Annotated in this window: 13 protein-coding genes and 1 pseudogene; 6 read left to right on the top strand and 8 right to left on the bottom strand. The window is 68.3% G+C overall.

Translation table 11 applies throughout. The annotated features are described in order from the left end of the window. Positions 1-8 precede the first annotated feature (8 nt). Positions 9-680, bottom strand: a complete 672-nt coding sequence (locus tag ACX12F_RS01775; protein ID WP_459368004.1) for a phosphatase PAP2 family protein — start codon at positions 678-680, stop codon at positions 9-11. A gap of 99 nt (positions 681-779) precedes the next feature. Here ACX12F_RS01775 and ACX12F_RS01770 point away from each other — a divergent pair, with 99 nt between their 5' ends. The 4 genes and pseudogenes from ACX12F_RS01770 to ACX12F_RS01755 all read left to right on the top strand — a co-directional run. Next, positions 780-2,444 carry a purine-cytosine permease family protein gene (locus tag ACX12F_RS01770; RefSeq protein WP_459368003.1) on the top strand — a complete coding sequence of 555 codons (1,665 nt, stop codon included), beginning with the start codon at positions 780-782 and terminating at the stop codon, positions 2,442-2,444. 21 nt (positions 2,445-2,465) lie between these two features. Beyond that, a complete protein-coding gene (locus tag ACX12F_RS01765) occupies positions 2,466-2,951 on the top strand; it encodes a hypothetical protein (protein WP_459368002.1) in 486 nt (161 codons plus the stop codon). Between the two features lie 26 nt (positions 2,952-2,977). Further along, the gene (locus ACX12F_RS01760; RefSeq protein WP_459368001.1) at positions 2,978-3,697 is read left to right on the top strand and encodes an NUDIX hydrolase; all 720 of its coding nucleotides are present in this window, start codon (positions 2,978-2,980) and stop codon (positions 3,695-3,697) included. A gap of 76 nt (positions 3,698-3,773) precedes the next feature. Beyond that, positions 3,774-3,914, top strand: a pseudogene (locus ACX12F_RS01755) (sulfatase); the annotation flags it as partial. Positions 3,915-4,197: 283 nt separating this feature from the next. On the opposite strand, the gene ACX12F_RS01750 reads toward ACX12F_RS01755, so the two are convergent. Beyond that, positions 4,198-4,959, bottom strand: coding sequence for a trans-aconitate 2-methyltransferase (locus ACX12F_RS01750; RefSeq protein ID WP_459368000.1), 762 nt, complete (start codon positions 4,957-4,959; stop codon positions 4,198-4,200). Between the two features lie 51 nt (positions 4,960-5,010). On the opposite strand from ACX12F_RS01750, the gene ACX12F_RS01745 reads away from it, so the two are divergent. Beyond that, the gene (locus tag ACX12F_RS01745) at positions 5,011-5,877 is read left to right on the top strand and encodes an amidohydrolase family protein (RefSeq protein WP_459367999.1); all 867 of its coding nucleotides are present in this window, start codon (positions 5,011-5,013) and stop codon (positions 5,875-5,877) included. A 41-nt stretch (positions 5,878-5,918) separates the two neighbouring features. After that, positions 5,919-7,118 (top strand): alpha/beta hydrolase family protein, encoded by a 1,200-nt coding sequence (locus ACX12F_RS01740; protein ID WP_459367998.1) that lies wholly within the window; start codon positions 5,919-5,921, stop codon positions 7,116-7,118. A 130-nt stretch (positions 7,119-7,248) separates the two neighbouring features. On the opposite strand, the gene eccE is transcribed toward ACX12F_RS01740, so the two are convergent. The 6 genes from eccE to ACX12F_RS01710 are packed head-to-tail and all read right to left on the bottom strand — an operon-like array spanning position 7,249 to position 12,441. After that, entirely contained in the window at positions 7,249-8,139 is an 891-nt protein-coding gene (eccE, locus tag ACX12F_RS01735) for a type VII secretion protein EccE (protein ID WP_459367997.1), read from the bottom strand. Beyond that, the gene (gene mycP / locus ACX12F_RS01730; RefSeq protein WP_459367996.1) at positions 8,136-9,515 is read right to left on the bottom strand and encodes a type VII secretion-associated serine protease mycosin; all 1,380 of its coding nucleotides are present in this window, start codon (positions 9,513-9,515) and stop codon (positions 8,136-8,138) included. The genes eccE and mycP overlap by 4 nt, the downstream gene beginning before the upstream one ends. Further along, the gene (gene eccD / locus ACX12F_RS01725; protein WP_459367995.1) at positions 9,515-10,894 is read right to left on the bottom strand and encodes a type VII secretion integral membrane protein EccD; all 1,380 of its coding nucleotides are present in this window, start codon (positions 10,892-10,894) and stop codon (positions 9,515-9,517) included. Before eccD ends, mycP begins: the two co-directional genes overlap by 1 nt. 7 nt (positions 10,895-10,901) lie before the next feature. After that, a complete protein-coding gene (locus tag ACX12F_RS01720; RefSeq protein WP_459370212.1) occupies positions 10,902-11,774 on the bottom strand; it encodes an ESX secretion-associated protein EspG in 873 nt (290 codons plus the stop codon). Between the two features lie 53 nt (positions 11,775-11,827). Continuing rightward, entirely contained in the window at positions 11,828-12,115 is a 288-nt protein-coding gene (locus ACX12F_RS01715; protein ID WP_459367994.1) for a WXG100 family type VII secretion target, read from the bottom strand. 32 nt (positions 12,116-12,147) lie between these two features. Then, on the bottom strand, positions 12,148-12,441 hold the full coding sequence (locus tag ACX12F_RS01710; RefSeq protein WP_138228299.1) for a WXG100 family type VII secretion target: 294 nt from the start codon (positions 12,439-12,441) through the stop codon (positions 12,148-12,150). Positions 12,442-12,456: the final 15 nt, after the last annotated feature.

Raw genomic sequence — 12,456 nt, 5'->3', positions numbered from 1 at the left:
AGGGCGGGTCAAGGTTTGGGCACGATAGGGCTTCGGCCGGGTACCGGCGCATCAGCGGCAGGGCTGCGGCGTGGGGGACTCAACAGCGGCAGCCACACCAGGAACCACAGACCACCCAGCAACCAGCCGGCCAGCACGTCGGTCGGGTTGTGGACGTTGAGCACCACGCGACTGACCCCAACGAACACCACAATCACCGCGCACAGCACCTCGATCAGCCGGATGTGGGCCACCTGAGCCATCCGGAACACCGCACACAGCCCCAGCGCGCCTGCCATGGTGCCCAGCGCATGACCCGACGGAAACGACCACGACGGTTCGTAGGCCAACGCCGTCAACGGCCGGGCGCGATGCGCGATGTCCTTGGCAACGTCGGTGACCATTCCGGACAGCGCGGCACCGAACAGCAGGAAGATCGCGGTGCGCCGCTGCCGCCGGGCCAGCGCGACGAACGCGACCACCGCGGCAGTTATCTGGAAGGTCCACGGACCGAACACGAACGACAACGATTTCCAGGCCAGCACCCAGCCGGGATGCGCCAGGCCATACCGGTGCGCGGGTTCGAGCAATGACTCGTCGAGCGTCGTCACCCATGACCACTGGGCGACCCAGCCCACCCACAGCAGCGCGTAGCCGATCGCGGCCGCGACGCCGACCAGCCAGCGGTTGCGGTTCGTCACCGGTCTCCTTTCGGGGTGCGCTCGAGCACCACAAATTCGCTACGGCCCGGAACATATTCGTCACGGCGATGAAACAAACTGACCATAGCTTCGCTAACCATGACCCAAGACCTCAGCCAGGAGCAGCTGCCGCCGGCCGCTGCACCAGAAGTCGATCAGGACCGGTTGACCGCGACGCGAGAAACCCTGGAGGACTACACCCTTCGTTTCGCGCCGCGCAGCTACCGGAAGTGGTCGACGCGGGTGGTGGGCATCTCGGCGCTGGGCGGTATCGCCTACCTGGCCGACTTCGCTATCGGCGCCAACATCGGCATCTCGTACGGCACCACCAATGCGCTGGCCGGAATCGCGATCTTCGCGGTCGTCATCCTGCTGACCGGGTTTCCGGTGGCCTACTACTCGGCCCGGTACAACATCGACCTGGATCTGGTGACCCGCGGCAGCGGGTTCGGCTACTACGGCTCGGTGGTCACGAACGTCATCTTCGCGACGTTCACCTTCATCTTCTTCGCCCTCGAAGGCTCGATCATGGCCCAGGGCCTCAAACTGGGCCTGGGCCTGCCCCTGTGGCTCGGTTACGCGGCGTCGACACTGATCATCTTCCCGCTGGTCATCTACGGCATGAAGGTGCTCTCGACGCTGCAGGTCTGGACCACCCCGCTGTGGCTGGTCCTGATGGTCGCGCCATTCGGGTACCTGCTGATCTCGCACCCGGAATCGATCCACGACTTCTTCGCCTACCAGGGCTCGAGCGGTGTCCACGGTTTCGACATGGGTTCGACGCTGCTGGCCGCGGGCGTCTGCCTGTCACTGATCGCCCAGATCGCCGAGCAGAACGACTACCTGCGGTTCATGCCGCCGAAGACCCCGGAGAACAAGCGGTCGTGGTGGACCTGGATGCTGCTGGCCGGACCGGGCTGGGTGTTCTTCGGCGCCATCAAGCAGATCATCGGCCTGTTCCTGGCGGTCTACCTGATCGGCCACGTCGCCGACAGCGCCGGCGTGGCCAACCAACCGGTGCACCAGTTCCTGGAGATCTACGACAACTTCCTGCCCAAGTGGCTGGCCCTGACCCTGGCCGTCATCCTCGTGGTGATCAGCCAGATCAAGATCAACGTCACCAACGCCTACTCGGGCTCGCTGGCCTGGACCAACTCCTACACCCGCATCACCAACCATTACCCGGGCCGCATCGTGTTCCTCGGCGTCAACCTGCTGATCGCGCTGGTGCTGATGGAAGCCAACATGTTCGACTTCCTGAACACCATCCTCGGCTTCTACGCCAACTGCGGCATGGCCTGGATCGTGGTTGTGGCCAGCGACATCGCGATCAACAAGTTCGTGCTGAAGCTCTCGCCGATGAAGCCGGAATTCCGCCGCGGCATGCTCTACGCCTTCAACCCCGTCGGCTTCGGATCCATGCTGATCGCGGCGGGCCTGTCGGTGATCGCATTCTTCGGCGGGCTGGGTGAGGCCCTGCGGCCGTACTCGCCATTGGTGGCGATCGGGCTGGGCCTGGTGCTGCCGCCCATCTTCGCCATTGCCACCAAGGGCAAGTACTACCTGCGCCGCACCGATGACGGCATCGACCTGCCGATGTACGACGAGTACGGCAACCCGTCCGACGAGCACCTGCTGTGCCAGAACTGCCACCACGAGTACGAGCGCCCGGACATGCTGGCCTCGGCGGCCGGCGGCTACATCTGCTCGCTGTGCCTGGCGACCGACAAGACCGGAGAGCACGTCCTGCCCGCGCAGCACTGACCAGGGGCCTACGCTGAGGGCATGGCTGTTCTGCTGCGCAAGCTGCTCGGCATCGGCAACCTGCCCGATGACATCCGCGAGCAGCTCCAGTCCGAAGGGCTGCTGCACGTGGCCGAGTTCGTCCCGGTGACCTTCCGGTTCTCCGGCCACGTGCCCGGCAAGGTAGCCAAGAGCACTCTCCGCAGCCTGGTGGGAGCCTTGGTGATCACCGAGCAGCGGCTGCTCGGCACGTTGTCGTCGGTGCCGAAGAAGGGCGCCAAGACCGTCAACCATCGGTGGGACGAGCCCGACGGCACCATGGTGCGCGCCGAGTTGGACGAGTCCGGTCTGCTACTCGACGCCCCCGACCTCTCTGCCGTCGATCCGAGTTTCGAAGGCTCGATGTCGCTGCGCTACAAGACGCCGCTACCCGCCGACCTGCTGGCCGCGCTGCCGGCCCGGGAGTTCACCTTCGACGTCCCCAACAAATACGTGTATCTGGCCTGCGGGATGCCGCCCACCACCTGAATCGGCCGGGGCGTAGCGTCGGGCCGATGACGATCCGGTACGACGAAGTGCTGCGTGAGCAGATCGGGACGCACCTCGCCAGACACCGGCGCCGGGTGGTCGACGACCCGACCAAGCGCCACGCCGCGGTGGCCATCGTGCTGGTGGACTCGGACCCGGGCGAGGACCGCATCGACCCGGCACCGGTCGACGAATGGATCGGCGGACGGCCGTTGCCCGACCAGAACCTGGACGGCCGCATGGTCGACGTCGCCGGGGGTGCGGCGTTTCTGCTGTGCCGCCGCACCTCCCGGCTGAACTCCCATTCCGCGCAGTGGGCGCTGCCCGGCGGACGCCTCGACCCCGGCGAAACCGTCGTCGACGCCGCGCTGCGGGAGCTGCATGAAGAGGTCGGCATCAAGTTGCCCGACGAGTCGGTGGTGGGGCTGCTCGACGACTACGCGACGCGCTCCGGCTACGTCATCACACCGGTGGTCGTGTGGGGCGGCGGCCGGCTGGACCCGCAGCCCTCCCCCGACGAGGTGCTGGCCGTGTACCGCGTCGGGCTGCACCAGTTGCAGCGGCCGGACTCGCCGCGGTTCATCTCGATTCCCGAGAGCGACCGTCCGGTGGTCCAGATTCCGCTCGGCAACGACCTCATCCACGCGCCCACAGGTGCGGTGCTGCTGCAGATGCGCTGGCTCGGCCTCGAAGGGCGCCCCGACCCGGTGGACGAACTCGAGCAGCCGGTCTTCGCCTGGCGGTGACACCAGTGATTTGTGCACGATTCGGTCCGCTGAGCGACCCTTTTCGTGCACAAATCGCGAGGAGGTAAGCGACACGATGTCCGACACGCCGCGCCAGAACGTGCTGTTGGTGCACTGGCACGACCTCGGGCGCTATTGCGAGGCGTACGGCCACCCCGACGTCAGCAGCCCCCGGCTGGATCAACTGGCCGCCGACGGCATCCTGTTCTCCCGGGCCCAGCTGCGCGAGGACCGCAGGCTGGCACCGAGGCCGGTCTTGGAGCGTCAGGCGATGTCCCCCGATTGGGGGACCACGAATTCATCCGGTTCGGGGTCCAGCTGGTGGACAGACCGCCGGCGCCTGCTGAGGAAGGCTTGGGCCAGCCGCAAAAGCCCACAGCAGCAGGAGAATTCAGATGAGCATCGTCACCCGCTGGGTCAGCTACTTCATCATCGTCATCGGCCTGACCGTCGCGCCCGGACTGATCGCCATCGGCCTGGCCACGTCCGCCCACGTCTGATCACGTCCGGGCGACCACGAAAATCCGGCGGAACGGGAAGAACGTCGTCCCGTCGGGCTGGGGCGCATAGGCCTGGGCCAGCAGCGGAATGATCTCCTGCCGGTACTGCTCCCAGGCGTCGTCGCTGAGCCGGGAGCGGACGTCGGTCAGCGCGGTACCCGTGATCCAGTCCAGCACCGGGGTTTCACCGGTCAATTGGTGCAGATACGTGGTCTCCCAGGCGTCGACGGCGCAGCCCGCCGCGGCGAGCAGCGCCGCGTAACCGGCCGGATCGTCGACCACATTCGTCTCCCGGAACCGGATATCGGCCAGCGCCTCGGCGAACTCCGGACGCCGCGCCACCTCGCGCACGGCCTGATGCGACGGCGAGTCGAAATTGCCTGGCACCTGAAAGGCCAGCCATGCGCCTTTCGGCAGCTGTGTCACCCACCGCCGCAGCAACTCCCGATGTTCCGGCACCCACTGCAGCACCGCGTTGCTCACCACCACATCGGTGTCCGGCGCGGGCGACCAGTCCGCAGCGGCGACCACCCGGGCGTCGACACCGCGAGCCCGCGCCGCCTCGACCATCTCCGGCGAGTTGTCCACCGCCTCGATCACCGCGTCCGGCCAGCGCTGCGACAGCGTGGCGGTCAGGTTCCCCGGTCCGCAGCCCACGTCTGCGACCCGCCGGGGAGTCTCGGCACTGACGCGTGCCAGTAGGTCGTAAAAGGGGCGGCCGCGGTGGTCAGCGAAGGTGAGATAGGTATCGGGGTTCCACACATCCCCATCCTGCCGCCAGGTGCCGGTGCGTGCCTGACATCCTGTTGGGTGATGGACGAGTCAGTACGCGCACTCTGGCAGTCGCTGGGCCTTCCGGGCCTTGTCGACGTGCACACCCACTTCATGCCCAAGAACGTCATGGACAAGGTGTGGAGGTACTTCGACAGCGCCGGGCCGCTGACCGGCCGCCCCTGGCCGATCACGTACCGCACCGAGGAGCAGCACCGACTGGAGACGCTGCGCGGTTTCGGGGTGCTGGCGTTCACCTCGCTGGTTTATCCGCACAAGCCCGATATGGCGCCCTGGCTGAACCAGTGGGCCGCTCAGTTCGCCGCCCAGACTCCTGATTGCCTGTCCACCGCGACGTTCTACCCCGAGCCCGGTGCGGGCGCCTACGTGGCCGACGCCATCGCCGGCGGCACCCGCGTCTTCAAGGCACATGTTCAGGTCGGCGGCTACCACCCGGCCGACCCGCTGCTCGACGACGTCTGGGCCACCATCGCCGACGCCGCTGTCCCGGTGATCATCCACTGCGGTTCCGGCCCGACGCCCGGTGCGCACACCGGCCCCAGCCAGGTTCGTACCGTGCTGGACCGCTACCCGAACCTGAAGCTGATCATCGCGCATCTGGGCATGCCCGAATACAGCGAATTCCTCGACCTGTGCGAACAATTCGACGGCGTGCACCTCGACACCACCATGGCGTTCACGCCGTTCATCGAGGAAACCATGCCCTTTCCACCGGCCGAATTGCCGCGCCTCGGCCAGCTCGGTGACCGTATCCTGTTCGGCAGCGATTTCCCGAACATCCCGTACCAGTACGCCGAGTCCCTGAACGTGCTCACCAAGGTCGCCCCTGACGACGATTGGTTGCGAAAAGTGCTCTACCGCAACGCTGCCAGCCTGTTCGATCTCTGAGTTCCGCGGATGCGATTCGCCGGCGCGGGTTAGCATCGGCCGTGCCCAGTACGCCGCCCGCCGATACGTTCGCCCTGCCCTTGCCGGTACCCGACGTCCCGGGCGCCGACAGCACCGCGCGGGGGTTGCCGCGCCGCGCCGACCTCACCTGGCAGCAGAAATTGATCGTCGACTCCTCCGCGGTGGCCGATCTGGGGCTCCGCACGGCCCTGGCGTCCGTGATCGGCGCCGGCATGATCCCGCGCATGGCTGCCGCGGCGATACGTAACCGTGCCGGCGACGACCCGGACGCCCTGCGGTTCTACGCCGAACTCGCCGCGACGAAGGACCCACAGCAGTGCTTCCCGGCTCCTACCGAAATGCCGCGCGTGGCGAGCCGTTCCGCAAATCTCGTGGCGGAGCGGGTCGCCCGTGGCCGGGTGCGCAACATCTCTTTCCAGAGCAGCTTCGAGGCCGTCTATCCGGGCATCCGCGAACGGCGCCGCAGCTACGCGCGCAACAACGTGGTGCACGCCCAGCACTGGCAGCACGATGACGGGCCGCACCCCACGCTGTGTGTGATCCACGGGTTCATGGGCTCGCCGTACCTGTTCAACGGTCTGTTCTTCTCGCTGCCGTGGTTCTTCCGTTCCGGGTATGACGTATTGCTGTACACACTGCCGTTCCACGGACCCCGGGCCGAGAAGAACTCGCCGTACAGCGGCTACGGCTTCTTCATGGACGGCATCCCCGGCTTCGCCGAGGCCATGGCGCAAGCGGTGCACGACTTCCGGTCCGTCCTCGACCATCTGGAGTTCACGGGCGTCGATCGCATTGCGTTGACCGGGATGTCGTTGGGCGGCTACACCTCAGCACTCATCGCGTCGGTGGACGATCGGATCCAGGCCGTGATACCGAACGTGCCGGTGGTGACGCCGGACCGGACAGTCGACGAATGGTTCCCGGCCAACCTGCTCGTCAGGCTGGGCAATCGGTTGGCGGGCACCGATGAGGACCTGGTCGCGGCCGCCGGCCGCTATCACTCGCCGCTGAACTACGCGCCGCTGGTACCGGAGGAGCGCCGACTGATCATCGCCGGCCTCGGCGACCGCCTGGCGCCGCCGCAGCAGGCCGAAATGCTTTGGGAACACTGGGATCGCTGCGCGTTCCACTGGTTCCCGGGCAACCACATCCTGCATGTCAGCCAACCCGACTATCTGCGCCGGATGACCAAGTTCATGAGCCCGTTCATGTTCGGCTGACCCGCGTGCCGGCTTTACCTAAGGCATGTCCGATCGGGAGCCGTCAGCATCGGGTGACACTGTCAGCACATGCTGACGATGTCGCGATGTGCGACAACTCCCGGCGCGCACTGCTGCACCGTGCGCCCGATCAGCTGACTGCAGCAGGCGCCGGGCTGTTCTCCAGTTCCGCAAGCAGTTCGGTGGTCAGCACACCCGGGCGCGTGCCGAGGCCACCGGTCGACGCGGGGGCCATCGCCGCCAGCAACGCCCCCTGCCGACCGGATTCCCGCGCCAGACCGTCGACGGCGGCCGCGGCGGGTGCGTTGGCGGTGCGGACCGCACACGCCGCGGAAATGGTTGCGCCAGAGGCAAACTCGAGCACGGTCCACAATTCGGTGGTCGATGACAGGGCGGCCAGACATGTCGGCAGCCGCTGATCGGCGGGCAGTCCATAGGCCGTCAGGTAACCGTCTCCGTCACGGACCGCACGCCACGTCTCGCGGGAATCAGAAGCGACCAGCGCGGGCGCCGCGTCAGTGACCACGACAGGAACCCCGGCCTCACGCAGCTGATCGGCCAGCCGGCGGGCCACCTTCTCCGCCGTATCGGCGAGCGGCAGGTCCGACGACCGTGCCTGCAGCGCAGCAATATTCGATGCCGCGGCCACCGTCACACTGACCCACGCGCGGTGCGCGCCGTCGAGCTGACGTTCGGTGACGCGCACCGAGTCGCACCGGAAGCCATAGCGGTCCACGTACGCCGCGACAAGAGGCAATGCGTGGTAGGGGAATTCATCGGCTTCCAGGACCACGGTGACCTGATCCGCCGCGGCCGGCGGTGCGCCGCGCCGGTTCCGGCGCCACACCGCGACGCGGCGGGCCACCATGGTGGTCAGGAACAGCCCGCGCCACCAGGCGAACACCAGCAGCACGACGGCAACCGCCACGCACAGGATCCACTTCTGCGGCGTCGTGTGCCACGGGTAGGTCATGGCTGCCGGGATGATCGCCAGCAATGCCAACGTGATTCGGGCCGTCATCGGGCGCCGTCCTTTCTGCGGTACGCGACCAGGGCGATCAGTGCGGCGATCGCCAGCACTGCCGCACCGGCGAACGCGATGGTCCGGGGCGTGGTGTCTTTCGGGGCCGGCTCGGGCGGCATCGCAACGGACACGGCCTTGGGTGCCGCACCGGTCGCCGGCAGATCCCAGGTCAGCGCGGCGACCGGGTCGACGACGCCGGCGCCCACCAGGTTCGACGGCATACGCGCGGCACCGTGCGCGGTGGCGGTGAGGCGGCGCGTCACGTCAGCAGAGTTGAGCGCGGGAAAACGACTGCGCACCAACGCGGCAACGCCGGCAACATACGCCGCGGCATAGCTGCTGCTGCGCAATGGGAACAGGTCGCCCCGCTCGTTGGGCAACGCGTTGGCCAGACCATCGACCCCGGTCGATGCGATGTTCTCCCCCGGCGCCGCGATGCCGACCCACGGGCCGGGTGTGGTGAAGTCCGACGGCTGTCCAGCGGCGTCCAGTGATGCCACCGACAGCACGTACGGCTGCCACCAGGACGGGATCGACACGGACTTGACACCGGCCCAGTTGCGCGGATCGGCCGCATTGCCGGCGTTGTCGACAGGGTTCGCCTCGCACGATGGGCCACCCGCCAAGCCGGCCCGATCATTGCCGGCTGCGGCGACGATCACCGCATCCTTTTCCTGCACAGCGTATTTCAGCGCCGCACCCAGCTCGGTCTGATCAACGGGTCGATCGGCGGGTAGGCAGGTGGCCGCCGTGACGGCGATGACCTTGGCGCCCAGGTCCGCTGCGTGCACCACGGCCCGAGCCAGCGTCGCGACCTCGTTGTTGGCGTGCGCCGCAGCCGGGTCTCCCCCGTTGCCGCGCGGTGCGTACCGCTCGGAGGTCTGGCGGATCGCGAGAATCCGGGCACCTGGCGCGACGCCGGAGAATCCGTCCGCGCCGGGCTGCCCGGCGATCAATCCGGCGACCAGGGTGCCGTGGCCGTCGCAATCGGTGAGCCCGTCAGTGTTTTCCACGAAATCACCGCCGGCCTGGACATTGGGGAGCCGCGGTCCGGGATGTACGCCCGTGTCGATGACCGCCACCGTCTGCCCCTCACCGCGGCTGAAAGCCCACGCGCCCGGCACGTTCAGCAGGGTGTGTCCTGGGCCGGGTGCACCCGGATCGGTGCCGGGCAGGACGCCGGCCGTGACGCACTGCCCGCGCTGGCCCATCGGTGCGACGGGGCCGACACTGCCCGACGGTGGCGTCGCATGCTCGTCGACGTGCGGCGGCACGACGGCACCGGCCGTCGGCGCCAGCGCCGACGGCACCATCGCGGCTGAGGCAGCGAAAGCGACTGCCAGGACGGAGATTCCGCGCCGGATGGCCACCATCACCGGTTGATGACCCAGGCGAACAGGCCCACCAGGTAGGCCAGCACCGGGATCAGTGAAGCGTCCAAGGCGGTGGCCGCGAAGCTGACCAGGCGACGCATCGGCAGTGAATAGGTCTGCGGGTCGGCCACCTGAGGGTTCAGTGCAGCCACCACGCCGACTGCCACGAGCACCGCGAGTACACCCAGCGACCACCATGCGTTCGAGTACTGCCCGCCGGCGACGAAAACCGTAAGCAGGACGGCCGCAACCAGATACGGCTGGCTCAGCAGCCACACCTTACACGGCACGGAGTCCCAGATCCGGGCCCTCAGCGCCGTCGCCAGGGCGGCGGCCACAACCACGTACCAGGCCCACGGCGACGGGTGCGTCCCCGCCACCAGAACCACCGACCCCGCCGTGATGGTCAGCACGGCACCGGCGAGGAATCCGGTCTGGTGCGCGTCACATACGCGGACCCGGCGCGGCAGATCGGCCAGCACGGACACCGGCAGCGCCGAGGGCGTCGGATCACCCGGCGCCGGGATGATCGGGACCGGGAACCGGGCCCATAGCGTCGACAGCTGTGCGGCCTGGACCATGACGAGGAGCGCGAAAACGATCAGCACAGCGCCGACCACGGCGTTGCCCAACTGCCAGATCGACGCGGCGCCGCCGACGATCATGCCGGCGATGCCGAGGACGGTCGTGGCGGTGAAGGCCGCGATGGCGTGCCCACCAACGGCGATGCTGACGATCGACCAGGCCACTACCGCCGCCGCGCCGAGCAGCAAGCAGGCCGGACCGGACGGGCCGGGGACCGCCAGCGCGAAAGCCGTGCCGACCGGGAGCAGCGCCGCCAGACTCAGGGCCGTCGCCAGCCGGGGCATGGCGGGCCGCATCAACAGGGCGGCCGCGACGGTCAGCACCGCTACGCCGACCACGGTGAACAGACCGGCCGGCTGGCCGGTCCGTACCCGCACCAGTGTCGCGAGCGCGGTGGCCAGCACTGTCAGAGCCACGAGAGCCCATGCGGCGAAGCGCCGGATGTGCGCGTTGCCCCAGGGGTTTTCGCGGGCTGCGGAGAAGATCGCGGCGGCATCGGCGATGTCCTCGACGATGCGGGGCGCCGGCGGCCCCGTTGGCACCGGTTGCAACGCCAGCAGGTCACCATCGACGACGCCGACGGTGTCCAACGTGGCATCGAGGCTGTATGTCGCGCCGCCGAGCGGAGCCAGGGACAGTTCGGCGCCGGCGGCCGTATCGGGTGAGACGATGCGCCGCACCGCGGGCACGATCTCGCGCAGCGGCAGGCCGGCCGGTAGGGCGACGTCGGTGAGTCGCCCACGACCACCCTGCTCGTCGCCCGCGGCGAGCACCGCGACCCGCACAATCGGCATCGCAGTACTACCAGACGTGTTGGGGGACATGTTCTTTCCGTTCTCCAGTCGAGGTCTCGAAGTCTCGGGTCAGGTTCGCCGTGGGGAACCAGGGACCGTCGGGCAGTGTCGCGGTCAGCCGCTGCACGGCAGCGGTGACGGCGAGGTCGGTGCCCGGGGCGAAAGTTGAAATCCAGGTGCCGTCAGCGGCTTTCACCGGTGTCACGACAACGCGGCCCGCGGTGGTGTCCACGATGCTGACGCCGACGTCGGTGCTGATCTGGTGGCCGTCACGGTGATCGCCCGCGACGATCTCGACGTAGCTGCGGCCGGGCGCGAACGCGGCGCGCACCACGGCGCGCGCACTCTGCGGGATACCGAGGTGGTCCATCACGTCGTCCAGCGAGTCGCCGCGGCGCAGCCGCTCGTCGGCTTTGGCCCCGATGCGGGCGGGCATGGCGAACTCGTCGAACCGCGCCGGCGCCCGGCCGGATAATCCCGCCGCGAGCACCGGCACCAGCGCATCCGGGGACGCGACGGTCAGTTCGGTGCAGGTCACCAGGTGCTCGCTGCGCAGGACCGCCACCGTCATGTCGCCGCGGCGGGCGAGAATCCCGCGCAGCATGGCGCCCGACCCGGAGACCCATCGCAGTTCGAGCCAGCGCCGGGGCCGGCACACGGCCCGGATCCAGTTCGCGACAGCGGGATGCACGGCGCCGCCTGCAGACAGCACTCCCATCTGCGTCAGCGCGGTGACCTGGCTCGCATCGAAATCAGCCTTGGCCGACGGCTCGCTGTAGGGCTGCGTGATGGCCAGCACCCACGGAAAGCCGCCGGCGCCAAGACGATCCGCGAGGAACCAGGCTTGCTCCGCGGTCAGTTCGACCGCGGAGACCGGGATTTCGCCGCGTTCCGTACCGCTGGGCGATACGGAACGCGCCGAAACCGTCTGACCTAAACCCACTTGGCGCCTTCGGCGCCGTCGCGGGCACTCATCGACAGCGTGTTGGTCTCGTGGGTGCTCGCCATCGCCCGGTAGGCGTGCACGAGCTCCTCCATCGCGGTGTTCCACTGGGCCTGCCACGCCTGGTAGCTGGTTCCGGTGTCACCCTGCCAGGCACCGGCCAGGGCGGCCTGCTCGCTGGCGATGTCGAGACCGACGGCGTGCAGGGCACCGGCATACGCGGTCATCTCGCCGGCGTGGGCCAGCATCGCCGGGTAGTTGTACATGATCTGGGACATGGGGTTTCCTCGCTTCGAAGTAGGGGCGCTGGCTAGACGGAGGTGTACGTGCCGGCCGCGGCGGTGTCCTGCGCGACGTAGGTGCCGGCGGCATCGCCCAGGTTGACCTGTGCGATGTCGAGCAGGCCGTTGACCTTGGCGGCGACCTCCATGAAGCGGACGTGGGCAGCCTGGAACGCGACGGCCGAGTCACCCTGGTGGAAGCCCTGGGCGGACTGTGCGGCCTGTTCGGCCTGGGCGATGGTGCTGCGCATCAGAGCAGCCTTGGCCGAGAAGGCCGACTCGGAAGCGACCAGCTGGGGGATGTGTGCGTCGAGCATGCTCATGGTGATTCCTCTCGG

The sequence above is a fragment of the Mycolicibacterium sp. HS_4_1 genome (assembly GCF_054515875.1).
Note: the sequence above shows the minus strand (reverse complement) of the source record. Positions and strands in the feature narration are given on the sequence as shown.

Bases quoted from the DNA above. Each gene is read 5' to 3' on its own strand.
- ACX12F_RS01770 (WP_459368003.1), top strand. From the start codon at position 780: ATGACCCAAGACCTCAGCCAGGAGCAGCTGCCGCCGGCCGCTGCACCA.
- ACX12F_RS01765 (WP_459368002.1), top strand. From the start codon at position 2,466: ATGGCTGTTCTGCTGCGCAAGCTGCTCGGCATCGGCAACCTGCCCGAT.
- ACX12F_RS01760 (WP_459368001.1), top strand. From the start codon at position 2,978: ATGACGATCCGGTACGACGAAGTGCTGCGTGAGCAGATCGGGACGCAC.
- ACX12F_RS01745 (WP_459367999.1), top strand. From the start codon at position 5,011: ATGGACGAGTCAGTACGCGCACTCTGGCAGTCGCTGGGCCTTCCGGGC.
- eccE (WP_459367997.1), bottom strand. From the start codon at position 8,139: ATGACGGCCCGAATCACGTTGGCATTGCTGGCGATCATCCCGGCAGCC.
- mycP (WP_459367996.1), bottom strand. From the start codon at position 9,515: ATGGTGGCCATCCGGCGCGGAATCTCCGTCCTGGCAGTCGCTTTCGCT.
- eccD (WP_459367995.1), bottom strand. From the start codon at position 10,894: ATGCCGATTGTGCGGGTCGCGGTGCTCGCCGCGGGCGACGAGCAGGGT.
- ACX12F_RS01715 (WP_459367994.1), bottom strand. From the start codon at position 12,115: ATGTCCCAGATCATGTACAACTACCCGGCGATGCTGGCCCACGCCGGC.
- ACX12F_RS01710 (WP_138228299.1), bottom strand. From the start codon at position 12,441: ATGAGCATGCTCGACGCACACATCCCCCAGCTGGTCGCTTCCGAGTCG.